Origin of the sequence: Baekduia sp. (assembly GCF_035318805.1) — a bacterium.
GTDB lineage: Bacteria > Actinomycetota > Thermoleophilia > Solirubrobacterales > Solirubrobacteraceae > Baekduia.
This window is the reverse complement of record NZ_DATHDY010000065.1, coordinates 14,338-38,818: the sequence shown is the minus strand read 5'-3', so window position 1 is coordinate 38,818 and position 24,481 is coordinate 14,338. Positions and strand designations below refer to the sequence as shown.

Annotated in this window: 26 protein-coding genes and 1 tRNA gene; 18 read left to right on the top strand and 9 right to left on the bottom strand. The window is 69.6% G+C overall.

What is annotated here, in order from left to right; genetic code table 11:
* Positions 1-31 precede the first annotated feature (31 nt).
* From istB to VK501_RS14990, 5 genes are all read right to left on the bottom strand, one after another.
* Complete coding sequence (gene istB, locus VK501_RS15010) at positions 32-835, bottom strand: IS21-like element helper ATPase IstB (protein WP_324338659.1); 804 nt, start codon at positions 833-835, stop codon at positions 32-34.
* Entirely contained in the window at positions 832-2,115 is a 1,284-nt protein-coding gene (gene istA / locus VK501_RS15005) for an IS21 family transposase (RefSeq protein WP_324338658.1), read from the bottom strand. Before istA ends, istB begins: the two co-directional genes overlap by 4 nt.
* Positions 2,116-2,895: 780 nt before the next feature.
* A complete protein-coding gene (locus VK501_RS15000) occupies positions 2,896-3,519 on the bottom strand; it encodes a DUF2290 domain-containing protein (protein ID WP_324338656.1) in 624 nt (207 codons plus the stop codon).
* Positions 3,520-3,535: 16 nt separating this feature from the next.
* Complete coding sequence (locus VK501_RS14995; RefSeq protein WP_324338654.1) at positions 3,536-5,674, bottom strand: DEAD/DEAH box helicase; 2,139 nt, start codon at positions 5,672-5,674, stop codon at positions 3,536-3,538.
* Between the two features lie 727 nt (positions 5,675-6,401).
* Positions 6,402-6,466, bottom strand: a tRNA-OTHER gene (locus tag VK501_RS14990).
* 1,044 nt (positions 6,467-7,510) lie between these two features.
* On the opposite strand from VK501_RS14990, the gene VK501_RS14985 reads away from it, so the two are divergent.
* From VK501_RS14985 to VK501_RS14970, 4 genes are read left to right on the top strand one after another with little or no spacing between them, the layout of a single operon-like run.
* Positions 7,511-8,377: a hypothetical protein gene (locus VK501_RS14985; protein WP_324338652.1), complete on the top strand. Its 867-nt coding sequence runs from the start codon at positions 7,511-7,513 to the stop codon at positions 8,375-8,377.
* Entirely contained in the window at positions 8,374-9,513 is a 1,140-nt protein-coding gene (locus VK501_RS14980; RefSeq protein WP_324338651.1) for a hypothetical protein, read from the top strand. The genes VK501_RS14985 and VK501_RS14980 overlap by 4 nt, the downstream gene beginning before the upstream one ends.
* Complete coding sequence (locus tag VK501_RS14975; protein WP_324338649.1) at positions 9,510-11,093, top strand: hypothetical protein; 1,584 nt, start codon at positions 9,510-9,512, stop codon at positions 11,091-11,093. The genes VK501_RS14980 and VK501_RS14975 overlap by 4 nt, the downstream gene beginning before the upstream one ends.
* A 2-nt stretch (positions 11,094-11,095) precedes the next feature.
* Positions 11,096-12,097 carry a hypothetical protein gene (locus tag VK501_RS14970; protein WP_324338648.1) on the top strand — a complete coding sequence of 334 codons (1,002 nt, stop codon included), beginning with the start codon at positions 11,096-11,098 and terminating at the stop codon, positions 12,095-12,097.
* A gap of 383 nt (positions 12,098-12,480) precedes the next feature.
* On the opposite strand, the gene VK501_RS14965 is transcribed toward VK501_RS14970, so the two are convergent.
* Both VK501_RS14965 and VK501_RS14960 read right to left on the bottom strand, forming a co-directional pair.
* Positions 12,481-13,572, bottom strand: a complete 1,092-nt coding sequence (locus VK501_RS14965) for a hypothetical protein (protein ID WP_324338647.1) — start codon at positions 13,570-13,572, stop codon at positions 12,481-12,483.
* Positions 13,573-13,808: 236 nt separating this feature from the next.
* A complete protein-coding gene (locus VK501_RS14960) occupies positions 13,809-14,423 on the bottom strand; it encodes a hypothetical protein (protein ID WP_324338645.1) in 615 nt (204 codons plus the stop codon).
* 240 nt (positions 14,424-14,663) lie between these two features.
* Between VK501_RS14960 and VK501_RS14955 the strand changes: the two genes are divergently transcribed.
* The 3 genes from VK501_RS14955 to VK501_RS28780 all read left to right on the top strand — a co-directional run bounded on the left by VK501_RS14955 (position 14,664) and on the right by VK501_RS28780 (position 17,089).
* Positions 14,664-15,212 (top strand): RNA polymerase sigma factor, encoded by a 549-nt coding sequence (locus VK501_RS14955; RefSeq protein WP_324338644.1) that lies wholly within the window; start codon positions 14,664-14,666, stop codon positions 15,210-15,212.
* The gene (locus VK501_RS14950; RefSeq protein ID WP_324338641.1) at positions 15,205-16,371 is read left to right on the top strand and encodes a CU044_5270 family protein; all 1,167 of its coding nucleotides are present in this window, start codon (positions 15,205-15,207) and stop codon (positions 16,369-16,371) included. The genes VK501_RS14955 and VK501_RS14950 overlap by 8 nt, the downstream gene beginning before the upstream one ends.
* 412 nt (positions 16,372-16,783) lie before the next feature.
* Complete coding sequence (locus VK501_RS28780) at positions 16,784-17,089, top strand: IS3 family transposase (protein ID WP_349261023.1); 306 nt, start codon at positions 16,784-16,786, stop codon at positions 17,087-17,089.
* A 144-nt stretch (positions 17,090-17,233) separates the two neighbouring features.
* On the opposite strand, the gene VK501_RS14945 is transcribed toward VK501_RS28780, so the two are convergent.
* Positions 17,234-17,797, bottom strand: a complete 564-nt coding sequence (locus VK501_RS14945; RefSeq protein ID WP_324338639.1) for a hypothetical protein — start codon at positions 17,795-17,797, stop codon at positions 17,234-17,236.
* Positions 17,798-17,903: 106 nt separating this feature from the next.
* Positions 17,904-19,571, bottom strand: a complete 1,668-nt coding sequence (locus VK501_RS14940) for a DNRLRE domain-containing protein (protein ID WP_324338637.1) — start codon at positions 19,569-19,571, stop codon at positions 17,904-17,906.
* Positions 19,572-20,140: 569 nt separating this feature from the next.
* On the opposite strand from VK501_RS14940, the gene VK501_RS14935 reads away from it, so the two are divergent.
* The 11 genes from VK501_RS14935 to VK501_RS14885 all read left to right on the top strand — a co-directional run bounded on the left by VK501_RS14935 (position 20,141) and on the right by VK501_RS14885 (position 24,480).
* Positions 20,141-20,695 carry a hypothetical protein gene (locus tag VK501_RS14935; protein WP_324338636.1) on the top strand — a complete coding sequence of 185 codons (555 nt, stop codon included), beginning with the start codon at positions 20,141-20,143 and terminating at the stop codon, positions 20,693-20,695.
* Positions 20,696-20,739: 44 nt separating this feature from the next.
* Complete coding sequence (locus VK501_RS14930) at positions 20,740-20,955, top strand: hypothetical protein (RefSeq protein ID WP_324338633.1); 216 nt, start codon at positions 20,740-20,742, stop codon at positions 20,953-20,955.
* 269 nt (positions 20,956-21,224) lie between these two features.
* Entirely contained in the window at positions 21,225-21,668 is a 444-nt protein-coding gene (locus tag VK501_RS14925) for a single-stranded DNA-binding protein (RefSeq protein ID WP_324338631.1), read from the top strand.
* A gap of 150 nt (positions 21,669-21,818) precedes the next feature.
* Positions 21,819-22,157 (top strand): hypothetical protein, encoded by a 339-nt coding sequence (locus tag VK501_RS14920; protein ID WP_324338629.1) that lies wholly within the window; start codon positions 21,819-21,821, stop codon positions 22,155-22,157.
* Between the two features lie 5 nt (positions 22,158-22,162).
* Complete coding sequence (locus VK501_RS14915; protein WP_324338627.1) at positions 22,163-22,558, top strand: hypothetical protein; 396 nt, start codon at positions 22,163-22,165, stop codon at positions 22,556-22,558.
* Entirely contained in the window at positions 22,555-22,827 is a 273-nt protein-coding gene (locus VK501_RS14910) for a hypothetical protein (RefSeq protein ID WP_324338625.1), read from the top strand. Before VK501_RS14915 ends, VK501_RS14910 begins: the two co-directional genes overlap by 4 nt.
* 89 nt (positions 22,828-22,916) lie before the next feature.
* Positions 22,917-23,318: a hypothetical protein gene (locus VK501_RS14905; RefSeq protein WP_324338624.1), complete on the top strand. Its 402-nt coding sequence runs from the start codon at positions 22,917-22,919 to the stop codon at positions 23,316-23,318.
* 87 nt (positions 23,319-23,405) lie between these two features.
* Positions 23,406-23,675, top strand: coding sequence for a hypothetical protein (locus tag VK501_RS14900; RefSeq protein WP_324338622.1), 270 nt, complete (start codon positions 23,406-23,408; stop codon positions 23,673-23,675).
* A 5-nt stretch (positions 23,676-23,680) separates the two neighbouring features.
* A complete protein-coding gene (locus VK501_RS14895) occupies positions 23,681-23,866 on the top strand; it encodes a hypothetical protein (RefSeq protein WP_324338620.1) in 186 nt (61 codons plus the stop codon).
* 2 nt (positions 23,867-23,868) lie between these two features.
* On the top strand, positions 23,869-24,117 hold the full coding sequence (locus VK501_RS14890) for a hypothetical protein (protein ID WP_324338618.1): 249 nt from the start codon (positions 23,869-23,871) through the stop codon (positions 24,115-24,117).
* Positions 24,118-24,180: 63 nt separating this feature from the next.
* The gene (locus VK501_RS14885) at positions 24,181-24,480 is read left to right on the top strand and encodes a hypothetical protein (protein WP_324338616.1); all 300 of its coding nucleotides are present in this window, start codon (positions 24,181-24,183) and stop codon (positions 24,478-24,480) included.
* Position 24,481: the final 1 nt, after the last annotated feature.

Genomic DNA, 24,481 nt, shown 5'->3' with positions numbered 1-24,481 from the left:
GTCAACGATCGTCGGAATTCCCCAGGTGCGATCACGGGAATTCCCCACCTTGTGAGGGGTGGTTGAGGCCGGCTCGGAGGGTGGCGAGGCGGGCGCGGTGGTCGCGCATGCGGTAGCTGTCGCCGTCGATCTGTAGGACGGTGGCGTGGTGCAGGAGGCGGTCGAGGATCGCGGCGGCGACGGTGGTGTCTTCGAAGATCTCGCCCCAGGAGGCGATGCCGCGGTTGGTGGTCAGGATGATCGAGCCGTGTTCGTAGCGGCGGCTGATGACCTGGAAGAGGTGGCTGGCGGCTTCGCCGGGCATCGGGAGGTAGCCGAGCTCGTCGATGACCAGCAGCTGGGGTCCGTTCCAGAAGCGCATCGTGGTCTGCCAGCGGCCCTCGATCGCGGCCTTGGTGGTGCGGGCGACCAGATCGGCGGCGGTCGTGTAGTAGACGCGGTAGCCGGCGTGCACGGCCTTCAGGCCGAGCGCGATCGCGAGCATTGTCTTGCCGACGCCGGGCGGCCCGATGAGCAAGGTATTGGCCTTCTCTTCGATGAACCGCAGCGTGGCGAGCTCGTCGACGAGGCGCCGATCGAGCGACGGTTGGGCGTCGAAGTCGAACTCCTCAAGCGTCTTGGTCGACGGGAAGCCGGCGAGCCGCAGCCGGCCGGCGAGGCGGCGTTGTTCGGTGGCCTTGACCTCGACGGCGAGCAAGTCGTGTAGGAATTGGGTGTAGCTCGGCTTGTCGGTCTCGGCATGCTGCAGTGCCGCCGGCAGGTGTTCGGCCGTCGCGGCGAGTTTGAGGTAGGCCAGGTGGCCGCGGAGCTGCTGGTAGGTGGTGTGCTTGTTCACCGGGCGACGCTCGCGATCTGCGCGTAGTCCTCGAGATCGACGACGACCCCGCCGTTGGTGCCCTGGTCTTGCAGGCGGGTGGTCGCGGTCAGCGCCGCCGGTCCGGGCGGCCGGTTGGCCTTGCGCCGGCAGGGCTTGTCGGTGGTGAACGCGTCGAGCACCGCCTGCTCGAGCGACCGGGCGTGCTGGTCGCTGCGCAGCAGCTGTCCGGCGCCCGTCGGGGCGCGCCGGTGCCGCGCGACGCGGCGACCGGCCGCCGAGACGACCTCGAGGTGCAGCTCGCCGAGCCGGGCCAAGACGGTGACGGTCTGGCCGACCAGCCCGGGCGGCACGCTGTAGCGGTTGCCCTCGAAGGCGACCAGCGCCGAGCGACCAACGACGCGCTCGACCTGAAGCTGCGCCGGGAACGCCGCCGCCGGCAGCGCAAGGAGGCCTTCCTGGGCGGCGAACCCGGCGATCGTCTGCCCGTGGCGCTTGCGCCGGTCAGAGACCGCTACGGCCCAGCGATCCAGGTCGGCCTGCGCCTGACCCAGCGAGGCGACCGGCGCGCTGGTCCACCAGGAACGGGTGATGTACTTGACCGCCGCCTCGACGACGCCCTTGCGCTGCGGCCGCCTGGGCGGGCAGACCCACACCTGCACGCCGTAGTGCTTGGCGACCTGCGCGAACTGCACCGTGATCCGATCCGTTCCGGGCAAGACGACGGTGGCCATCCGGTCGGTGCGCCACGCCCGCGCCGTGCCGCCCAGCCGGCGCAGCACGCCGTCGAGCCCCTCGACGAGGTGGCCGAAGGTCATGCCCTCGCAGATCACCGCCCGACACTGTCCCGAGAACGACAACGCCCCGACGAGCACGTAGGCCGGCTGGCCCCACGGCGTCTCGGACAGCTCAAGCCAGTCGAACTGCAGCTCCTCGCCGGGCTCGTGGACCAGCTCGACGGTGACGCCGTGCCCGCCGCTGCGACAGGCCTCGCAGCGCGGCCGCAGCCCCAGCCGGCGCAGCTCGCGCACGAACGTCACGTAGGAGCGCTCGAACCCGAGCGCGACCGCCTCGCGATAGAGCACCGTCCCGTCAACGTGCGCGTCATCGACGAACCGCGCGACCAGGTACTCGCGCAACGGCTCCAGACAGCTCACCGCCGGCTCCCTCGACGGCCCTGCGCCCTTCAGGTACTTGCGCACCGTCTTACGGTCGCGGCCGGTGTGCCTGGCGATCGCCGACACCGACCAGCCGCGCCGCGCCAGGGCGTGGATCTCCACATCGTCCTCCTCAGTCAACATCCCCCGGGGGCCTCCATCCAGATCGCAGGCGTCAGACACCCGCGACCCTGGAGGGGGCCCCCGACAGACCGGCCTCGAGCGACGACTCGCTGCGCTCGGCCCTCCGGGCCTCGCTCCGCGACCCGTCGCCGCTACCGGCTCAGGGGTGGGGAATTTCCGTGATCAGATGTGGGGACGATCTCGTGATCGCGGCCAGCGATGCCTGTGCTGTGGCACGCCGTAGTCGTGGTAGCCGCAAGAAGGTGCCGGTGCCACAGAAGGGTTGGCACGGCGGGTCGCCGACAACGACGTCCACCACGCGGATTTCGGCACAGCGGCGCATATCCACGCACAACGGCGCGTTTTGTCCGTCCGACGCGCGCTGTAACCTTCGGTCGCACAAGGGATTGCCAATCTCTTGAAAAGTGTGCCCGCCCCCTCGGATCTAGTCGCCAAACCGTTACCGAGGGGGCGGGCCTGCTTGCCATGCGCGACTCATCTTGCACTTGAGGCCGGACACAAACCGCCGCGTCACGGCGTTGCGGGCACAGTAGCGATTGAATCGCCCCGGGTTTGTTGGAGGCGGTGACTACCAAAGCGGGGGAACTCCAAACTGGGCCCAGCGACTCTCACCTACCGATGACGCCTACCGTGACTTCCAGTCAGACTTGCATCCGGGCCGCCTGAGCCTCAAGCGCTAAATACTGGCCCGTCCGGCGCCGTCTCGCAGCTTGTCGTGGTGACCTGAGTCCGACGACCTGAGGGCCTCATCCGGCCGACGTGTCCCGCGGCGTGGGCTCGTCACAAGGGCCACACGACATGCATCCCATCTCGATCTTCCTGGGTCAGTACCCGCTCGTCGATGGTGCGGCCGGCGTAGCCGTCAAACCAAGCGCTTCCGGCGTCGCGGAGTTCGGCGTAGTAGTGCCGGAACACGAAGTCGAGGAAATGGAACGGATGCATCGGGGCGACGCAAGCGATTCGACAGTCCGGGCCGTTGAAGGTCAGATGTGACGCGGGGTGTCCGGGCGAGGCTGCCTCGGGGTCGAAGTCGAACCGCACGGGCGATCGCAGGACGACGCTGGCAATGCCCTCGTCGAGATGGGTCTCGACCACGTCGACAAAGCCCGCCTCTCGGATCAGGTCCTCGTCCACTAGGACGGGACAAGGCACATACGCGAGCCGATGACCGACCACGCTGCCTCCCACGACGTCGTAGGTCATCTGCAAGAGGCTCGCGTCGGGCAGCACCGCTGAATATTGGCTCTGCGAGGCCCATTCGAGATACTGCTCGACCGTCGCGTACGGCGCGCTGATATCGAAGTCGTGCGCTCCATGCCACGACACACGCGTCGTCCCCAACCGAGGGGTCGGCGAATACAGCAAAAGGCCGGCTCCCTGCAGATAGTCGAACGCGTTGATCAAATCCGTATGAACGGCCCTAGCGGTCGTCATCCCTGAGGAGTTCGATCAGGCGCGTGCGCAGCTCCGGCGGGAGTTCGTTCAGGTCGATCTGGTTTTCGACCATTTGGCGTTCGAGCTCAGCAAGGTTGGTCGCCACCTGGCGAACACGAGCCTCGTGCTCGCGCCCGCGGTCGCGATGCCGGTGCCGGATCTCGGCCAGCTGCTCTGACGTGGGTACGGTGAAGGTCAACTCGTAGTTGTTGGCGACTGTCGCGGCGATCTCAGCGGCCACCTGCGTCATATCATCGCCGAAGCCCGTAATCCGCACCCACGCCCGACTCCGCGTGATCGCCGTAAAGAGCGTGTTGCGGCGTGTTACCTGATTCACACGCTCGATCGCACGGTGGGCGTCGACCGCGTAGACCATCGCCGCCTCATTGCCCTTTGCGCGCCAGATGTGCGCCATCGCGACGGATCCCTTACGCCGCAGCTCGTCCTGGCTCGTTCCGACTCCTGAGAGGTGGGAAGGGATGTCGCGCCGAGCGAGCGCGCGGCCAAGACCGGTCGCTCGGGTCTTGGCGGTGTACGCATCAGGTAAGACGATGAGAATGTCGTCGTGCTCGAGTTGGTCGGTGGTCAGGTTCGTGGCGATCTCGCCAGCGATCCACTCGTCCTGCTCGGCCTGGATGTCGAACTTCCTCACCAGCACCGCGTCTGCTGGAGATAGCAGTTCGCTGAAGTAGTCCGGGGAACTGTCGGAAGCTCGGGCAAGGGTCACCCCGTGCCCGGGCACCAGTTCGCCGCTGCGAACCTCGTAACCGATGTCGCGCCAGAGATTCGGCTCATCGGGATGCTGTACCAGGCCACCTTGGGGTCGGTAGATGCCGAGACCGACGGCGTGGGCCACGGCGAGGGCCCAAGGCGTGTTGCGATAGCAACGGGGGAGCACGACGTCGCGCTGAGGGCCATCTTCGACGCGCTCGATCGACACGACGCTCTGGCCATTCGGATGCGTTCCGAAGAGATCATCTGTGCTTGGCATCGTGGCTTCGGACAGCCTCTGAAGCTCGTCGAAGCCCCAGACGATGCGCTTGGGCGGAGCGCAGAACGCATATGCGAGTTGGAAGAACTCGGGGGGCAGATCCTGTGCCTCGTCAATGAGGATCGCGTCGAAGAGCGCGGGGACCTCTCGCCCGCGCACAACCTCCAACAGTTCGCGACAGATGCCAGCAAAAGCGCCCTCACGACCATGGGTCGCCTGGGCGTAGTTGAAGTCACGAGGGACGGCTCCTGCCGCCTCGGCCATGAGCATGTACATGCCCGCGCGATCGCGACTGCCCCAGGAGTGCACGATGTGCATCCGGTCCGGATCGGGGCGATCTTTGCTGTGCTCGAAGGTGAAGCGTTCAACGAGGTCGTCGATGTGCTGATACAAGGCCCGTGACTGGAACGTCAACGCGATGTTCCACTGCGGATTCTGCGTGTGCCAGTAGGCCGCCTTCAACGCGAGGACCACCGTCTTGCCTGACCCGGCGAGTCCGCGAATACGTTGGGGACCTTCTGGGCTTTCGATCGCAGCCTGACGCTGCCACCGGTCGAGATTGGCAATCTCGCGTTCGATCTGGCGCATCTTGCCGCCACGTGACGAGTCCGTGACCGTGCTTCTGCGCTTCGTTGGCTTGATCGTGGTCACACGCTGAAGGGCCGCCTGAAGTGGACGTTCCACGGCCGAATCCAGGGCTGGCAGAGCGGTGAGCCATTCCCCCACCCGGTTCACGTCGCCGAAGAAGGAATCGGCAGCCGTGCTGGGGGCATCGGCCGGCTCGGAGGCGAACAAGGTGGCCGTGTGCGGCTCGAAGGCCAGGCGACGGCCGTGACGCAGGTCCTCATAGGGCGTGAGGAAGCTCGTCAGAGCGGCGTACATGTCGTCCTGCTCCTTGACCACGTCATCCCAATGATCTGAGCTGTCGGGCAGGCCGTCGGCGAAACCAAAGGCAACGAGTCCGTGCTTCTCGCTGACGAGCAGGGCGTCGATTACCAGTCGGTCTTCAGCTGTCGGCAAGACGGGATAGCCGAGGTAGACAATGCCGGAGTCCAGGACCGATCGAAGAACGTCGACAAGGGCGTGCGCCGCCGCGCCGTTGCGGCTGCCGCCGTAGACCACCTCAAGGCTCATCTGCCGTGTTCTGCGTCGCCGTTGAGTGACCGCGTCATCAACGTGACCCTACGCCAAGCCGCCGATGTGCTCCCTCTGCGCCAGTGCGGGCTGCCGCACAACGACCATTGTGTCGTGGCCTGCGCGACACCCGACGACGTTGGCGAGCTGCTGAAGCGTGGCCGGGACCTGGGGCGGCGCGGCCCAGCCCAGGGCGTAGGTGGCCAGCCGCAGGGCTCCAAAGCCGCCGCCTAGGAGACCGAGGACGGCTTGCATTTCCCCGTCCACACACGGTGCGGTGCGATGCGGGCGGCAGCGCGACCTCGTCGGATCCCAGTTGGCCCGCCTCGAGCCCCATCAACGGTCTCGGCGGCGTCGACTGCGCGCGGGGATCACTTGCTCCCATTCCGCCTCCGGTGGCGCAGGCTCGTTCCAGTGCCTCGTAGGGCGACGCGTCGCAGCAACTCGAGCTGCTCGCCGCGGCTCGACGGTCTCTTGGGCGTCCGGCATCGGCGCCTCCGTGCTCTCGATGCGCGTGGCTGCAGCGCCGCGCGGGGTCGAGGGCGAAGGACGCGAGGACAACGGAGCTCCGGCATCCGCCCTCTGCGGACGGGCGGCGCTCGCCTTCCTTCGTGGCCGAGGAGGGGGCGCGAAGGGAAGTCGCCGTGGCCCCGAGATGGCCCCGATCGGGGAGCGAGTGCATCCGCTGGCGTGGCAGAAAATGACGCCTTGCGGGGAGCTCCTGAAGAGCCGACGCCCGGATTCGAACCGGGGACCCCTTCATTACGAGTGAAGTTCAGGGTCTCGTCGGGCTCAGTGGCGTTGGGTGCCGTAGCCCGAAAATCCCTGCAGAACGGATGGTTCTGATTTCTCAGCGCGCGGTCTGCTTGCATCGCACCCAGGAGGTCTTCCAGACGCGCATGGCAGCCATCCCGATAGCCCGTGGGCCGGCAGTCACCCGGTTCAGAGCCCATCAGACGCCGCGGTAGTTCCGCTCTTGAACGATGGCGGCCACGATGCCGCTGCTCGGAGCCGCTCAGGCTTGCCCCGAATCGCGCCGTGTTGCCCCAAACGTTGCCCCACCAGCGCTAACGCGCCAACCCTGGGAGCCTCCCGGGAACCAGAAAGTACCTCCGTCTTCCGGTGGGTGCCTCCGACGGGTGTGCCACGATCTGCCCCCTCCCCTGGAGCCACTTCCGATCAACGGCGGACTGCCGAACCCGTGAGGTCGCGGCTCGATCCGCAGCCCGGTCAATCGGGTCGGATCTCTGGTACGTTGCCGTGTATGGATTGCCGTGTCGGGGTTGGAGAACTATGACCCCCGGCACCTTGGACACGGCGGCCAGCGCCGGGCGGGCCCGCCACGTCCGGCGATGCCGTTCCGTGTCGGCGACCTGCTCGCGGTCCTGGCCGCCAGCCTGGGACCGGGGCAATGCGGCCTATTGCGCTGAGCGCCTCGGTACGGTTAGCGTCGGCTGATGCTCGGTCGACACGCTCACTGGGCTGCTTGGCAGCAGTCGGACTCTGGCGGCTGACGCCATGCGTGAGCCCGGCGATCTTCACGCACTGCCGCCTGACGGGCTCGCCGCCTGGCGAACGCTCGTCCACGAAGCTTTAGCCGGTGGAGACGCGGTGCCACCCAGCAGGCTCCGTCTCAGTCCAAGCGATCAGACGCCGCATTGCTTGGCGACGGACTGGACCGGCCTCCCGCATCGCGTTACGACATGTCTGGGCCGCAACGCCGCGCTTCGGCTCCTTGACTGGGCTGGGCCCCACGGCGACGAGGGTCGTCGTCGGCTTCAAGAGGAATACGTCGAGTGGCGCACCGTCCGAGATGATCAAGGAGTTGTGCGGCGCGTGGAGTGCACGACGGAGCTCCCTGAGTATTGGCTCACGCTGGCGGCCTACGCGCCACAGCAGTGTCTCGACACGGTGGCCGAGTTTGCTGGAGAGCCTTCCGTCGATCCAACGGCGATCTTCGGTGACTGTGACCCGCTGGCGAGCTCCACCACGCCAGAGGACCGCGCCACCGCCTTCCAGCGAACCATGCTCGCCTGTAGGGGTCGCAGCCCGTACAACACCGGCGCGAAGGCCATCTGCTGCATGGTGCAGTCGACGAACACGCTCGAAGCCCTAGCGGCGTTGACCAGGGCCGCGCTACGCACGTGCACGGTGACGGGGCCCGACGCCGAGCCGCTGCGATGCCTTTCGGCCGCGGACGTCCTCCCGCTTATGCGTGGCCTCGCCGAGCCCGGCCGCGCGAGCGACCCATTACTCGTCGAACGCCTGACGCGCCTGGCGTGGGACGGCAGACTCGTGGCGTTCGACGACCCGGTCGGCGTCTACATCCGTGGGGTCGAGCACCACCGCCTCCGCACGCCTGCAGGCCATCCCGTGCCCGCCGAGTGGTTCACGCTTACCCGCGGCACGCCGGCCAACGCGGCGCCCGACGGCCGGGCACGTCACCAGCGCGTTGCCTTCGAGGTGCCGCCCGAGGAGGGCGACGCCGTCGGCGAGCTCATCGACGTGGCGACCGAGGAGCCGATCGTATACGGGGGCCAGGTCGCAGAGCTCCTGCAGCTCTCGGTCTACCTGCGTGTGAGCGATGCCGCTGCCGCTCCGCCCCAGCCGATGGCGACCATGGGAGCCGATGCGGTAGCTGACGGTGCGGCGGCCGACGGCTGCAACGAGCTCCACGCTCACTACCGCGAGTACGCAAGGTGAACAACGCCGACCGCCTGCAGCCGGGCATCTTCTTCCGTGCGGGCGAGCGGCCGCCGCCGTGCTTCCGTCTGCAGCTCTTCAATGTCGCGCCGGATACACGGCCAAGGGATCTGCACGCCGCGCTGGGCCGCCTCTTCGATTGCCTGGACGAGTTGCGCGAGGGCCGAACCGCCGATCTTGGCGCCCTGCCCGATCCCGAAGCCGCCCTCTTCGCCGACGTGTGTGCGACGCTCGCTATTGGTCGGCGTCTCTTCGACGAACGCCACCACGACCCGCCGCTCAGCGACCGGCCGCGGCCCGCTTTTCTGGCGTACCTCGATCAGCGCAGCGAGGCCTTCCCGACGACGCCGTGGCACGACGACCCTCCGCACAACACGGGTGAGGCCGATCTCGCGCTCCAGCTGATCGGCCCGCACGACGGCGCAGTCAACTGCACCCTCATCGAGATCTGGAAGCGGATCGCCGACGACGCGCTGCCATTGCGACCGGTCGCGACCTTCTCCGGCTTCGGCCGCCCGGACGGCCGTGGCTGGCTGGACTTCTACGACGGCGTAAGCAATCTCGAGGGATCGCAGCGACGAACGGCGATTGAAGTGCTCGGCGACCCGCTGTGGATGGCCGGTGGGACCTACATGGCCTTCCTGCGCTTCCGGATCGACCTCGCGCGCTGGCGTGCGCTCACGCAACCACAGCAAGAGGCGCTCGTCGGTCGCGACAAGCGAACCGGCCGTCCAGCGGGGATTGACGGCGACGATCCCAGCGCCTTCATCGATCCGCCAGAGACGACCAACCGAGGGCTCGAGATGTCTCACATCCACCGCGCGAATCAGAGCCGCGCGTCACCGTCGGCGCCCGGCGCGCTGCGCATCTTCCGCCAGGGCTACGACTTCCTTGACACCCTCGGGCCGGGCGGCCCCGAACTGGGCCTCAACTTCATCAGCTTCCAGTCCGACCTCGCCACGCTGCAGCACCTGCTGCACCTTCCCGAGTGGCTCGGCGATGTCAACTTCGGCGGCCCGCCCGGCTCGCCGAGCTTCGTCACGTTGGCCGATGGCGGCTTCTATGCCGTCCCGCCGCGAGGCCGCCCGTTCGCGGGCGCCGACCTGTTCCGTTCCCCGATCGAGAGGAAGGCATGAACACAGCCGCCTCGCCCCCGCATGAGGGCTGCATGATGTTCGTCCAGTTCCCGGGCGCGCTCGAGCGCACGGCGATTCATCGATTCGTGCTCGGCGAGGATCGCGAGCCGCGCGCGCTATCGGCGGGGGAGGCCGCGGCCGAACTCGGCGATCCGTTTGCGACACTGCTGCTTCTCAAGGGCATCTTTCCCGGGACGGCCGGCGACGTCCTGGACGCGCTGCGCGACGCCACCGATCCAGCCGACTCCCTCCGACAGACCCAGTTCTTCCTGCTGGGCGAGGGCAGCCAGATCACGCTGACCCCGGAGACCGCCGAGGTCCAGCGCGACCTCCGCTTCCTCGTGTCGTGCGGTGGCGGGCCGGACGGTCCCGACATCATCCTCAGCGCCTTTCACCCCGAGCAGAGCGATGTGGAGGTCATGGCGTGGGACCACGACCACGGCGGCTTCAACTACTACCGCACCGTCGGAAACACGCGAGCTTGGGTCTTCGCCGGCAATGCGCGCCACGCGCTGAGCGACCCGACGCAGGGCAACGGCCCGTTCGAGGCCCACCACAGCGGCGCGTTCCTCATGAAGGAGCTCCGGGCGCCGTGGATCAACTGGCATTCGCCGGACGCCAACATCCAACCGTCGGTCTTCGCTGAAGACGACGCGCTGCGGACGCACGAGTGGTTCGTCAACAAGGCGCCGCTGGGAGCCTTCACCTGCGAGACGACGGTTGCGCGACCCGCCATCACGCGTTGGGCCAAGGCCCGTCTAGGCGCGGTTGCGGCTGGTGGCACTATCAGCGATCCAGCGCGGATCCTGCGCCAGGTTCTTGAGTCCGCGGCGGTGAACCTCGTGACGAGCCATACCGAGAGCGCCAACGCCCCGAACGTCGAAGCGGTTGACTTGCCGCAAACCTTCTTCGTGGATTCCGAGGCACTGACGGAACTCCTGGGTCTTGCAGCGCCGGCGCCGATCAACGTGCCGGCGGCGATCTACCGGCAAGCTCTGGAGACCTTCGGAGTGACGTTCACCGACGGTCGGTCGTTCACTCGGCCGGGCGATACCCATTTCGCTTTCTGCGTTCCTGAGCGGGCCTTCGAGGATCAGGCGGTAATCGCCCAGGCGATGCGTGCCGGACTCCTCAGCGACCGGCTTGTCGCCGCGCTGCTCATGACCGATTTCCCGAACCCGATCTTCTCCGACCGCCGCGCGGCACTCCTGCGTTACGTGCCGGCCACCGCGACCGTGGTAGATCGCCGCAGCGACTTCTCCGAGACGATGGCCAACGCGATCCTCACGGCCGCCGAGCCAACCCCCGAAGGCAGCCCTGAGCGCGAGTTCGCCAGTCTCTGGTCAGCGGGGCACCAATGGCGAGAGCGCTTCGGCGAACTGCTGTCGGCCTACTACGCGGCGGTCACGACGCAGGTGGCGACGCAGGACGGCTTCGACGCGTTCATGCGGCTGGCAGAGGCGCGACGCGACGTCGTACGTCCCATGCCAATCACCGAGAGCCAGATGCTGTTTGCCACCACCAACATCGGCCAGGGCCGGCGCAGGATGCGCGCCGACGCCACCGTCGAGGAGGTCTGATCGTGCCCCCGCTGCAGAGATTCTCCACCCCCGGCAACTTGCGCGAACCCACGCAAGCCGACGAAGACGCGTGGAGCAAGGCGGTCAAGGCGATCATCGACCAGTTCGCGACTGACGAGTTCCCGCAGTTCTACGACCCGACGGAGACCGAGACTCCGCACACCGCGACGATCGCGCATATCGCCTGGACCGCCTTTCCGGCTCGCCTGCTGCCCGAGGCGACCTCCGAGGAACAGCGGTGGGCCCAGGCCGACGGCAGCCGCGACGAGCAGGATGAGTATTGCGAATGGAGCGTCGAGCGACGAGACGACGGCGCGATCATCCGCGTGACCTTCACCAGCGAGGTGCGCGAGTACTGGGAGCACATCGCCTCCCGCGACCCGGACCGCATCGTCGAGCTCTATCGCGAGCTGGTCGATGCGAGCCTCACGCGCGAGGACCTCTTCGTCGACGGCCGCTACGTGTTCGACAACGAGCACAATGTCTTGACCGAGGGACGACTCGCCCACCTCGTTCAGCCCAACAACAACCTCGGCGCCGCGGTCGACCTCGCGGCCAAGGCCACCATTCTGCGCGAGAAAAATGGGGGTCCCGTGACGAGCAAGCAGGCGCTAGTTCAGTGCGCGCAGCTCGGCAACGAGTTCCGCAACAGCGACCCTCAGATCGCGGCGGCCGTCAATGACGCCGCCCGCTCTGGGAACGAGATTACGCTCGGCGATCCCCCCGGCCTCTATCTCGACGGCATTTCCACAGCCGGAATGGTCACGCCTGACGGGACGGACCCGGCGACCTTCTGGACGGTCGAGCGTGGCGACCCGGGCCACACCGTACGCGCCAGCTTCAGCGTGCCGGAGGCGCTCGGCTACGTCGTTGGCGACATCAATCTCGGAGGCCGCGCCATCCGGTTCGGCGCCCAACTCGCAGACCGCGTAAGCGTTCGTCTAGACGCCGTTGTCAAGCCCGCCGACCACCAGCCGACGCCGCGGCCCTGCGGCGCCCCGTAGCTCCGGCTGCTACGCCGTGGGCGGATTGGCGGCCCAGATGCGGCGGAGCGGCCGGCTCGAACGGGGCGCCCGCTGGCGCCTTCCGCTACGGCCCACCACATCAACTACGACGCGGGAGTCCGGGACCGTCCGGACATGACCCCAGACGGTGACCGACCACGACGCCGCGGCGCGCTTCGAGCGCTGCTTCACCGACAACTACCCTGGGATCGCTGCCTACCTCCTGCGCCGCAGCGCCGCGCACGAGGACGCCGAGGACGCGGCCACCGAGGTCCTCACGATCGCCTGGCGACGCATCGACGACCTGCCAGCGAAGACGATGCCTCGCCTCGGGTCTGGGTGTCGTGGCAGCCGCGTCAAGTCTCCGGCTATCGCTGAGCCCATCACGGAGACGGCCCCACGGCTAGCACGAGGCGCGCGACACCGATCTTCGTCGATTGCCCTGGGACGCCGTGAACGGCCGTTGTGAACAACGCAAACACCGAGTCGGCGTCGGCCGCAAGCTCCCAGTCGACGGGACCGTTGAATCGGAAGCGCCGGGCGAGCGGCTGGCCGACGGTGCGGACCTGTCCGGTCGACGGGTCCATGGCCCGGACATCCATCCAGCCTTGGAGCCCTTGCTGCGTCAATCGCTGGCTGAAGGCGTATGCCCAGAGCAGGTTTCCGCTTGACATGAGGCGGCCCTGCTCGGTCACATCGCGCACGCTCCGGGACAGGCCGGTCGTGGCGTCCGGTGTCGTGAACACCGTCCAGTCGACCTGTGGCTTCGGTCTACCGGTGTCGGGCTGCGCCAGGCTCGCGCTCGGCGAGCCGTCGCGCCGGAACACGTCGGCCGACAAGAAGATGACGCCTCCCGCGGAGGCGGCGCTGTCGAGGTCGGCGCTCTCGACGTCGACGCCGAGGGCGCTCGGCGGGATCTCTGTGCCACGGGCGGCCCAGCCGCCGTCGGGCCTGCGGCAGAGAACCCGGATCGCCGGCGGTGTGGAACCTTCGACGTGTTGGAACCCGACGCAGTACACAGCGCCGTCGGCGAACGGCTGCATGCTCAGGTCCTGGTCTCCCAGCAGCTCGTCGGGCGGCGACGCGTCGCGCCAGCCGCCGTCCGCGTAGGCGCTGACGGAGAACCGGCTTCGGTCCTGTCGGTCGACGAATCCACGTAGCGCATAGAGCACGCCGCCGGCGGCGACGAGTTGGCCCAAGCCGCCACGCGAAGCCGACGGCCAGATCCGGCGCCCGAGTGATTTCCAGCGTCCGTCACGCAGGCACAGGACGCGCAGGCCACGGCGGTCGAGCCCGGCGCAGATCGTGCCGTCGTAGGCGGCGAGGGTCAGGGTCCCCGCGGTCCCCAGATCGAGGCGGCGCCCCCCGACCCGGCGCTGCCACCGCCCGTCGGCGAGCGTCAGGATCTCTCCCGTGAAGCGACGGCGGGAACCGGTGATGGTCGCGACATACGGTCGGCCCTGGACGACGGCCATCGTTCCGTTCTGCCCGGGCCCGGGCTCTGTGCCGCTCGGGATCGGCGGGAGCTTGCGCCAGCTCGCGCCGTCTAGAGCCTGGAGCGGCTCGGACGCGGTGGCCGCCCGCTGTGCCCGATCAGCGCCGCAACCGAGGAGGAGCGACGAGGCGACCACGCCGGGCAGCACCCGACCCAGGGCCCGAAGGGAGCGCGCCGATCGCGGCGCGCTCCTCCGAGACATCGTGATGCGGTCGGTCACGCCCCGCGGAACTGGGTGAAGCGGTCGTTCCAGCCGCCGTTCGCCAGGCTCGACACCTCACGGCACTGATATGCAGCGTCGTACAGCGCTCCGCCGCCGAGCGTCGTGTCGCTATCACGCCAGTAGGGGTGCCAGTAGTTCGACGCGACGTACGACGTGACCTCGCGATAGAACGGCTCGCTGTGCCACTGCCAGTAGGTGTAGCCGCCGAACCACCCCTGGATTCCTCCCCGGTTCAGGTCCTTCCAGACGTGCGTGTCGGTCAGGCTGCAGTCGTCGGACTTGTGCGCCTTCGGCCCTCGTGACGCTGCGGCCTTGGCCGTGCCGCTCAGGATGGCCTGAGCCAGTGACGGCGACGCCGGGGCGCCCCAACCGGGAGGCGTCTCGCCCTTCGCGACGGCCTCCCGCTCAGCGGTGTTGTGGGCGGCATCAGACGAGAAGCACGGCACGGGGCCGTCCGTCTTCGCCGCCGAGCAGCCGCCCTGTGCGGTGAGCGCTGTCTCTTTCGCGGTGGGCACCCCGTCCACCAGGTACGTCTCGGCGGAAGCCTGCGCGGCTCCCGCGAGGGCCATTGCCGCCGCCACGGCGACGGCAACTCGCATCTTGCTCATACATCCCCCAGATCGGTTTCGCCCTTCGGGCGATGGTGTGCGCCGGTCCACGGCGCCTGGCACGGGACAACGTATGACGCAGGGGTCCTCACCGCGCGAAATAGGTGCAAGCGTGTCGGATCTCCGCGTTAATCTCCATTTGATCGCTCGCCTACGTCACAGTGTCACGCGGACCCTGACGCCCGTCCGGCCGTCGTACCTGTCACGGTATTGAGCCGTCGCGCGACTACGACGTACGACGTGCCTCTCACCGCTGACGACATCGCCGGTCTCTTCGACCGCCACCACCGCGACCTCTTGCGCTTCTTGGTTCGCCGGACCTGGAATCCGGACGTCGCCGTCGAGTTGCTGGCTGAAACCTTCGCTCGGGCACTCGAGAGCGGAGACGAGTTCCGCGGCGGCGGCGACCAAGTCGCCAGGGGGTGGGTGTTCGGCATCGCGAGGCACCTCACGGCGGACTTTGTCCGGCACGGCCAGGCCGAGCGCCGCGCCATCGAGCGCCTCGGAATCCGGACCAGGAATCTGAGCGACGATGAGTATGAGCGGATCGAGGATCTTGCTTCCTCCGGCGGGCTGCGGGCCGACGTGGCGCGAGCGGTGGGCGAGCTCCCCGATGACCAGCGCGCAGCCATCGAGCTTCGGATCGTTCAGGAGCGTCCGTATCGCGAGGTCGCAGAGCTTCTTGGCATCTCGCAGGAGGCCGCCCGGACGCGAGTCTCGCGAGGTCTCGGCGCACTTCGCACGCAACTCCTCCCGACCACGAGAACCTTGAGGACCGATCATGTCTGACCGAAACCCGACGTCGTCGGATCTTCCGGTGCTGCAAGAGCTGCGTGGCGAGCTCATCCGCGTCGCGAACGGAACTTTCGCCATCGATCGTCACTCGCCGTGGCGGCGACGGGCGGTCGCGGCTCTCGCCGCCGCCGCGATCATCGCATCGATCCTTTCGGTGCTCCCAAGCGATGAGCACCGCTCTAAGTTAGGGCCGGCCTCCGCGTCTGCCGCGCAGGTGCTGAACCGTGCGGCATCGATCGCACGCGGGCACGCAGCGGCGGTGCCGCCGAGCACGGCGTACTACTACGTCCACAGCAAGACCAGCGCGTTGAGCGGCGCCGAAGGCTCGTCGCGGCTGGTCGTGCGGGACCGCAGGAGCTGGGTCAGCCTGGCGCGCCCCGGCGTCGTGCAGCAGCGCGTGGCAGGAACGGCGCGGGCGTCGCGCTTCGGCGTGCCGGCGTTGCGGCAGTACTCGATCGGCGAGCAGCGCTTCGGCCAGGCCGCCTTCATCACATACGCGCCCGATCCGGCCGCGCTGTACCGGCGCCTGCGCGACGCTGCCCGGGGCCAGGGAGCGTCGGCCGAGGCGCAGGTGTTCTCCCAGCTCGGCGACGCACTGCGGGAGACGCCGACAACGCCGCGTCTCCGAGCCGTGCTCTTCCGGACGCTCGCGCTCGTGCCGGGCATCCGCGTCCAGCGCGACGTCCGCGTCGAGGGCGGCCGCACCGGCACGGTCGTCAGCCATACGATCCGAGGCACCCGCGGCGAGCTGGTATTCGATCCGAAGACCACCGAGATCCTGGCCGAGCGCCAGGTCGTCGTGGCGTCCGGCGTACTGCCCCACGTCCCAACGGGCACGGTCATCCAGAGCACGGTCTACCTTGGTCGGGCAACGGTCTCGCAACTCCCTGCCGGGGTCGCGACCTCCTCGGCGGCCGCGTCATGTCGCGCCCAGCAGTTCGGCAAGGTGATCCACGCGCGGGTCGTGTCGGCTACGTGCTCGGCTGGGTGGGCCGTAACCCGGCTCAGCCTAGAGCGACGCCGCACAACCTGGGTGCTCTGGCGGCACGGGGCTGACGGCTATCGCTCAGTCTACGCCGCCCGGGGCGGCCGCAGCTGCCCGGCCGTAATCACGAAGCGGCTGCCGAACGGAACGGCCGGAAGCCTTTGCTAGGAGCCTTCTCGTCGGTGCTCGGCGGTGCATCGGGCTCACCTGAGGAACGCGTGGCGGACGACGCCTGCGTAGCGCGGCCTGGCCGGACGCGAACGGTCAACGGTGAGGCGGACTCGTGCGACGCATCCTGGCCGAAGGACGCTAGCGAGCGGCGAACGGCGTGCCGTCGCGATAGCGCCCTCGGTCAGGGCACGGTAGGTCGTCTGGTTGCACGGTGCGATGCCGCTGATGTAGGCGCCCGCGGGGTTGACCCGGTAGGCGTTGGCCGTCTCGCGGGAGCCGGGGATGTGCGGGCCGCGGGAGTTGACGGGAGCGGCGGGCTGCAGGACTGTGAGGGTCTTAGGACGATCCCGTCGGCGATGCCGGGCGGCGCGGCGGCGCGGCGGCGGTAGAACTGGCGCTCGTGGGGGTCATGCGCGCCCAGACCGAGCAAACACGCCTTCGTGGCCGGAGCAACCGTCGCTGCAGGTCGAGCTCCTCAGAAGACCGCATCGAGCTCGCGGCCGCCATCCACGACTACATCGAGCTCATTCATAACACCCGGCGCCGGCACAGCTCGCTGATTATGCTCACCCCAACCGAGTACGAAGACCTACCTACACACCAACGACGCCGCCTGACTCCAGAACCACAACTCCACGATTTCAGGGGTAGATCACGGTTTCCGCGAAACCCGGGACGGCTCAGCGGCTTCGTTGCCGCGCGACGGTCGCTGTAACGGCACGGTCGTCAAGCTCGAGGACGTCGGTGCCGGCGCGGGTGAGGTCTGGCCGGACGACCACGACCGAGCGTGCGCGACGCCATGCGTGCATGCACGGGGTGACGTCGCGGATGCGCGCGGTCTGGTCTGCGCGCGTTCGCGCTAGCGGCGCCGCGCGAGGCCGGGGTGGGGCGCGGGCCGGCGGGCGTGCTCGATGGCGCGCTGGATCGCGTGTTTGGCGGCGGGCTCGAGACCGGGCCAGGGCGCGAAGTTGATGGCCGGCTCGTCGGCGTCGATGACGGGCTCGGGGAAGCCGGGCAGCGGCTCGGTATCGCGGCGCGTCGCCGCGGCGGCGGCGCGCGCGATGGTGGGCTCGGCGCAGAGGAGCCAGACCTCGTCGAACCAGCGCGCGGCGCGATAGCCCTCGACGATGCGCCGCAGGCGGCCGGCGCCCTTGAGCGTGCGCTCGAACTCGAGGACGACGCGACGGCCATCGCGGTGCTCGACGATCAGATCCGGCCAACGCTTGGCCGTCCGATCGCCGGCCTCTTGCAGGTCGGCGCTGTGGCGCGTGTCGGTCGTGCGTTCGCGGGCGCGGCACTCGCGCTCGGTGTAGACGCTGGCGCCGTCGCCGCGCGCCTCGAGCCGGGTCACCAGCCAGGCGAGTCCCGGCTCGTGCTCGCGCTGCAGGTCGGTGCGCGCGGGACGCCGCGGCAATAGCCCCACCGCGCGCAGACCCCGGGCGGTCACAGTGACCGTCCAGCCGGCAGTGCCACCGCGCGTGCCGCTACGCGTCACCAGGCCGGCACGTTAAGCCGCCGCAGCCGCGCGTTCATCTTCTCCTTCGAGACGCCGAACCGCTGCGCCAGCGTGGCCGCGTCGACAAACCGAAACCGCGATATCCAGTGGAGAATCTCTCGGTCTCGTCCGTCCTCGACCCTGGAATGCCTCTGGCGCGCCACCAGGGTCGGTGCTGTTGTTGTCGTGACTGTTGATCGTTGTTTCTCTTCCATCTCCCTTCCAAAGGCGAGGCTCTAAGCCAGTCCCAGCACCTTTGACCCCCACCCTGCATGGGCAGCCGCTCGGCCCCGTCCCAGGTGTAACCCCCGTCCACCCGCGGGTAGAACGTGCTCGGGCCCCACCACACGCTGTTGTGGCAGCGGTCCAGGCGCAGGCCCGGCTCGTCCGGCCCGACGCCGCGGTCCTCGGCGCGGACGAGTAGGTTGCCGTTGGCCAGGTTGACCGAGACGGCGGGGGTGCCCTCGGTGTTCGGCTGGTCGGGCTCCGCGCCCGGCGTCACCGTGCCGTCGGGGTGCCAGAACGTGTAGTCGCGCGACGTGCCCGACCGCTGCGTGTACCAGACCTGCAGGTACGGCCACTGCGTCTGGTTCCCATTGGAGGAGGTGAACGTGTAGACGTTGTCACCGGTGGTCGTCGCCGCGTCGATCACCACGCCGCGGTTCGGCGTGGTGCCGTCGACCCAGCGCTGGGCGAGCGAGCCGAGGTCCTTGAAGGAGGTCCATCCGCTAGCCGGGGGCTGGACGTTGCCGGTCGCCGTGCCCTGGTCGCCGCCCGGCGTCGCCCAGGCCGTCGTGCCGTTGTAGGTGTTCCACGTCGCGGCCTCGGTCCACGCCGTGCTCACCTCGTGGACGTGGAGCGGGCTCGGGTTCGACGTCGTGCTGGTCAGCAGATACGCCGCCAGCGTGGCGCTGAACACGATGCTGTCGTCGGGGATGGCGCTCGCCACGTCGAACTTCAGGAACGAGCGGCGGCCGCGCAGCACGGTGCCGACCATGCCGCGCCCGGCCTCCAGGGTGGTCAGCGAGCCGTAGGAGGTGGTCGGGGCGCTCTCGTTGACGAACGCGTCCTGGAGGCCACCGGCCAGGACCGCGCCCGCGCCGATGTAGGTGATCGTCGGGTCGACCGACACGGGGAACCGGCGCGCGGGGTCGCGGAGCCGCTCCGGGTTGACCTCCACGACGAGCCGCTCGCCGTCGTCGCTCAGGCCGAGCGTCACGTGGGGATCGGCGTCCGCCGCGCCGTGGCCCGCGGCGTCCCACGCGTAGGGCGCCGCGAACCGCGCGATCGCGGTCCGCCCGCGCAGCACCTCCACGCCGCCGTCCCCGTCGGCGCGCAGCCGCACGCCGCCGCTCGTCGCGACCCGGAAGGCGTACCGCGTGGGGGCGCCGGCGTCGCCGAGCTCCAGGGTCTCCTTCAGGCCGGTGTTCTGGACGTCGTAGACCGCGTCGACCCCGGGCAGGGCCTCGGTGTAGGTCACGCGGTCGGTCTGGCGCTGCAGGCGGCCGCCCGCCTCTTCAAGCCCGAAGCTGACCCAGTCGTCGCCGACCGCGAACCGCACGGGCCGGCTCAGCGAGTCCGGCAGCTCCGCGCGGAAGCCGTTGGCGCGGTTGCGCACGGCGTAGCCCTGGCGCGATGACGCGACGAGCGTGTTGTCGATGGCGTCGAACGAGCCGTCGGCGCGCTCGAAGTTGACCGCCACCGGGAAGACCTTGGCGACGCGGCTGCCGTCGTCGTTGAGGAACGTGCGCGACCGGGCGGTCCGCCTGGGACGCCGACTAGAGGAGGAGACACTCCCGTCATGCCCAGTCCGCAAAGCCAAGCGCCTCCAGAACCAGCTCCGACCGCATCCAGCATCGGCGCTGCCGAGGCATCGTGGCAACGCGGCGTCGACGCCGGTGGGCGCGGAGCAGGTGCACGCGTTCACAGCCGTAGCGCCACGAGGACGCGGGTGCCGGGAGCGCATCCGCGCGGCCATCCGCGAGCAATCCGCTCGCCGCGCTGCCCGGGGGCACAGAGCGGGTCGTCACAATGCCTACGCCGCGGCCGATGCGCTCGGCGCGCGTTGCGTGTACGAGGAACCGCAGGAAGGCGGCGTGGTCCTCGCCGAAGTTGGAGCGCCCGTCGCAGGCGGCGCCACAGCCGCCCACGCGGTGCTGCGCATGGTGCGCGGCCAACCCCCACGTGTCTGCTGTCCCTGAGGCTCGAGCTGGCCCGCGCGACGACGCCAAGACACTGCGCCACCACCACGGAGGCGCCCGCCACAGGGGTATGAGCGCTCTGCCCTTGGCCGCCTGGCGGATCCGTGCCGTCCAGCTGCTGGTGCTGCTGATGGCTGCCCCGCTGGGCCTTGGCGTCCTCGGCCACCTGCAGCCCGACGTCGCCGCGGCCGCTCGCTCGCTGAGCCCGCTAGCCCTGCAGCCCAGCACCGGCAGCGGCACTCAGGCGCTCTCGATCTTCGCGCACAACCTGCGCGTCGTCGCGCTGCCGCTGCTCGGCGCCGCGGCGCTGGCCGGACTCCGCTTTCACCCCGGAATCCGGGACCCACTGCGCGCCGTCCTCGATGCCGTCATCTGCCTGAGTCTCGTGGGCAACGTGACGCTGCTGGCGCTGTCGCTCGCGGGCTATGGCCTCGGGCGCCTCGCGCCCTGGCTGCCGCACCTGCCCGTCGAGTTCGCCGCCTTGGCGATCGCGCTCGACGTCTACCTCACCGCCCGCGGTCCCGGCGCGTTGAGCGGCCGGCTGCTGCTCGTCGCGGCCGCCGTCTGCGTCGTCGCGCTCGCGCTGGCCGCCGTCATCGAGACCTACGCCACGCCGGGCGCCTGAAAGAACGCGCGCCACCACCTCGCCGCTGCCCGCCTTGGTTTCAGATGAGTCACCACGACCGCGACTTCTGGGCCCACTACTGGCCCTGTGACGGTCGTCTGGCCGGCCTGCATCGCGTCGCCGTCGGTCGTCGGATCGCCCGCGGCGAGACGCCGCTGGCCGCTCAGCTGCACTCCATCGCCGGCGTCGTCGCCTGTGCCGACCCCGCCGAGCGGGCAGCGATGCTGGCGATGGGGCCCAGTGAGGAGGTCGCGCTGTGAGCGGCCGCACCCCCCGCCGCGCTGACACGCCGCGCACGCGCCGTCCCCGACGCACCACCCCCCGCGTTCCGCGCGCCCGGCTGGTCGGGCGCCTGGGTGTCTCTGTCTTCAGCTCAGGATCGCCCGCCGCTCCGGTCTCGCAAGGCCGCTCGCTGCGCTCGGGCGACCCCTAACGGGGCTTGCGATTCCCGTCGCGGCGGCGTTTCTCGCCTCCGTCAGAACCCAGTCGCCCTCGCCGCCGGCGAGAGCAGAAAGGCACCACCTACATCATGAGCGCTCCGCGCACCCGCTTCGTGGGTCACCTCGTGGCCGACCCCGAGCTCAGCCACACCAACAACGGTACCCCCGTCTGCAAGATCCGCGTCGCCGTCGACGGCGGCGGTCGCAACATGGAGTCCGGCTACTACAACGTCGTCGAGTACGACAAGCCCGGCGAGGCGTCCTTCAACCAGCTCACCATGGGCTGGTGCGTCGAGGTCGACGGCCGCTTGGAGCACCGCTCCTGGAAGGACAAGGAGACCGACAAGTGGCGTGAGGGCATCGACATCGTCGGCCGGATCAACTGGATCCACGCTCCCGCCACCGAGGAGGAGAAGGCGGCTCGCGCCGCCGCCGCCGACGGCCCGACCGATCTCCCGCCCGTCGACGCGAGCGCCAAGCCCGCCGTCCCGGCCGGCGTCGGCGCCGCTGCCGACGACGACATCCCGTTCTAGGCCCCGGGCCTAGCCCGCGTGCAGCGTCTCGCCGGGGCACCGCCCGGCGGGCCGCTGGACTCGCCCCAGCCACGGCTGGGGCATCACCGCGGGCCTGCGCCCGTATCCGTAGTTCGACTACCCCAACTTCGTCGCAAGGACCTCACCGGCATGGCCGCCAACACCAACCACCCCGACGTCGTCTCCATCCACGACCTCCCCGTCGTCGCCAGCCTCGCCGAGCTGCTCGGCCCCGACTACAAGCAGCAGATCGCCGCGCAGATGCGCGCGATGGAGCGCATGACGCCCGCCGAGCGCGTTGCCGCCATGTACCGCGGTGAGCTGCGCGGGCCCGCACTCAACGCCTGGGCCACCAGCCGCCCCCATGAGCTGCCCAACACCACGCTGGCCGCCGCCATCGACGGCCCCGACGGCGCCGACGGCATCTACTGCACCGATGGCGAGCTGCCCTGGATCCTCGAGCTCACGCCCGAGTTCTGCGGGGACTGAGCGACATGGCCGCCACCCTCGATCTTCTGCCCGACGCCGCCGAGCAGGTGCTCGCCGTCGTCGCTCCCCCGCGCTCCCCGGGCGCTCGCCCGAGCACCGGTCCCGGCAGCTGGACGCGCCGCGAGCTGCTGCTGTGGTGGCGCGACCGCAACCACCGCGACCCCATCGGCGGCGTGCGCCTGGACTGGGACGACGACGTCGAGCGCGTCGCCATCGCCCAGCACTACCACACGTGGAACACCCCCGAGCAGGTCGTCTCGCTCATCGGCTCAGCATCCTCACGGGCCGCCATGGGCGACCTCTGGGCCGCGCTGCGCCCCCACGACCGCCAGCTCTACCGCCGCCGCGCAGCAGTGCTGCTCGCCCTCGCCCTCGCCCTCGCCGACAAGATCACGCTATGACCACCACGGCGCTCGCTCTCCCCTCGCCGGCGGCCGCGGGCGCCGCCACCCCGACCGCGCCTCGCTGGCCGCTGCCCGACCCCGACTGCATCCGGTCCGAGCCACCGACCCCGCCCATGGCGCTCGGCCAGGGCTACAGCGCCGCCCTCGAAGGCCGGCCCGCCAGCAGCAACCCATACGCCTTGGGACTGCCCAGCGACAACGAATCCCGCGCGCAGCTGTGGGACGACGGCTTACGCGTCGGGCGCCTCCGTCGGCAGCTGATCTAGACCCCAGGAACCCCGGCGCGCGGCCCCGGCCCGGGTCGCGCGCAACGACCTTTTCTGCGTCCGTGATGGCGGGTAGCGTCAGCGCCCACATGGCCCCGTCGCTTCGCATGCCGATGGCGCTCACCGTCAACGGCGAGCCCATCCCGACCAGCACCACCGTGCACTGGAGCGGCGCGCACGTCCTGACGATCGCCACGGTGATCGCCCGCCACGATCTCCCGCTGGCGCTCACCTCCGCCTACGTCGGCGCGCCGGGCGTGCGCACGCACGTCACCCACCTGCAGCAGGGCCCTGCCGGCCAGAGCCCCACGATCGAGACGATCGCCTTCGGCGACGCCCACGGCACCACCGCCAGCAAGGTCTTCTACCGCGCGGCCGAGTGCGCCTACGACCACGCCGAGCGGCTGGTCGAGTGGCTGTTTGCCCTCGGCCACGAGGTCAGCATCGACCTCGCCGACGACGCCGTCGCCGTTCTCGACGCTGTCCAGTAAACCAGCCTGCGGGCGCGGCCTGCGCGTGGCGGGCCCGTTCCGGGTGATGCCCACCGCCATGCTCACCCCCGCCCCCAAGGATCGCCCGTGAACCACCACCCCTTCGGTGCCCTCGCCTCCCTGCTGGTCGCAGGGCTGCTCGGGAGCACCCTGGCCGTCGGCCCGGTGCCCGAGCTGGGCTTCATCGCCCAGTGCGCCTTCATCGGCGGCCTGATCGGCACCGGCGTCGCCTACCGGCGCGATCGCCTCACCCCAGCGCCGCGGCGCTCCGACCAACGCTTCCGCCTCGGCGCCCGCTGGACCGCCGCCGGCGCCCTCGTCGGCCTCCTCATCGTCTTGATCGACGCCGTAGCATGAGAGCCGTGACCCGCCTGCAGCTCGCCGCGATCCTCGCCTGGATCCTCGCCGCCTCCGCGGCGCTCGTCGAGCTGGGCCTCAGCAGCTGGAGCCCACTCGCGCAGCTGATCGCCAGCATCAGCGTGCTCATCGGCGCCACCCTCATCGCGCCCGGCTACTTCGGCTGGCGCGACCCCCGCCGCCACCACTAGCCATGGCCGTGCTGCCCGCCATCCCCGCCGAAGTCGGCGATCTCAACGACGCCGAAGAGGCCCTGGTGCGGCGCGCCACTGCCTCCAAGGCGATCCCGTGGCGCGTCGCCCGGCGCACCGCCAGCGGCGACCTCGTCCTCGAGGCCGCCATCCCCGCCGGAACGGACAACCCCGGCATGGTCCGCGACGTCACGCTCACACGCACCCCCGCAGGCCTCGTGACGTCCACCGGCCTACTGCGCGCCGCCTAGAGGCGCGGCGTCTCGTCCTGTCGCACGGCCTACGACCCCGCCCCGTCATGCGAACATGTGTTCGTGACGAGTCAAGGATCGGCCTACGCGCGCTTTCGCAGGGCTCTGCTGACGCAGAACCTCACGATGATCGACGCTGCCGCGCGAGAGCTGCCGACCATCTCGCTCGATGACGCGCTGACCATCGTCACGCTGCTGGCCAAGAAGCACGACCCCCGCTACGGCCGTGCCGCCGCCCGCTGGGTCGCGCGCGTCGTGCTCGAACGGCGCCTGGAGCTCGGCGACGCGCGCCGGCTCCTGTCGCTGGTTGACGAGCTGCCGCGCACCCCTGGCCTCGAGATCACGCTAAAGGACTACACGTAGG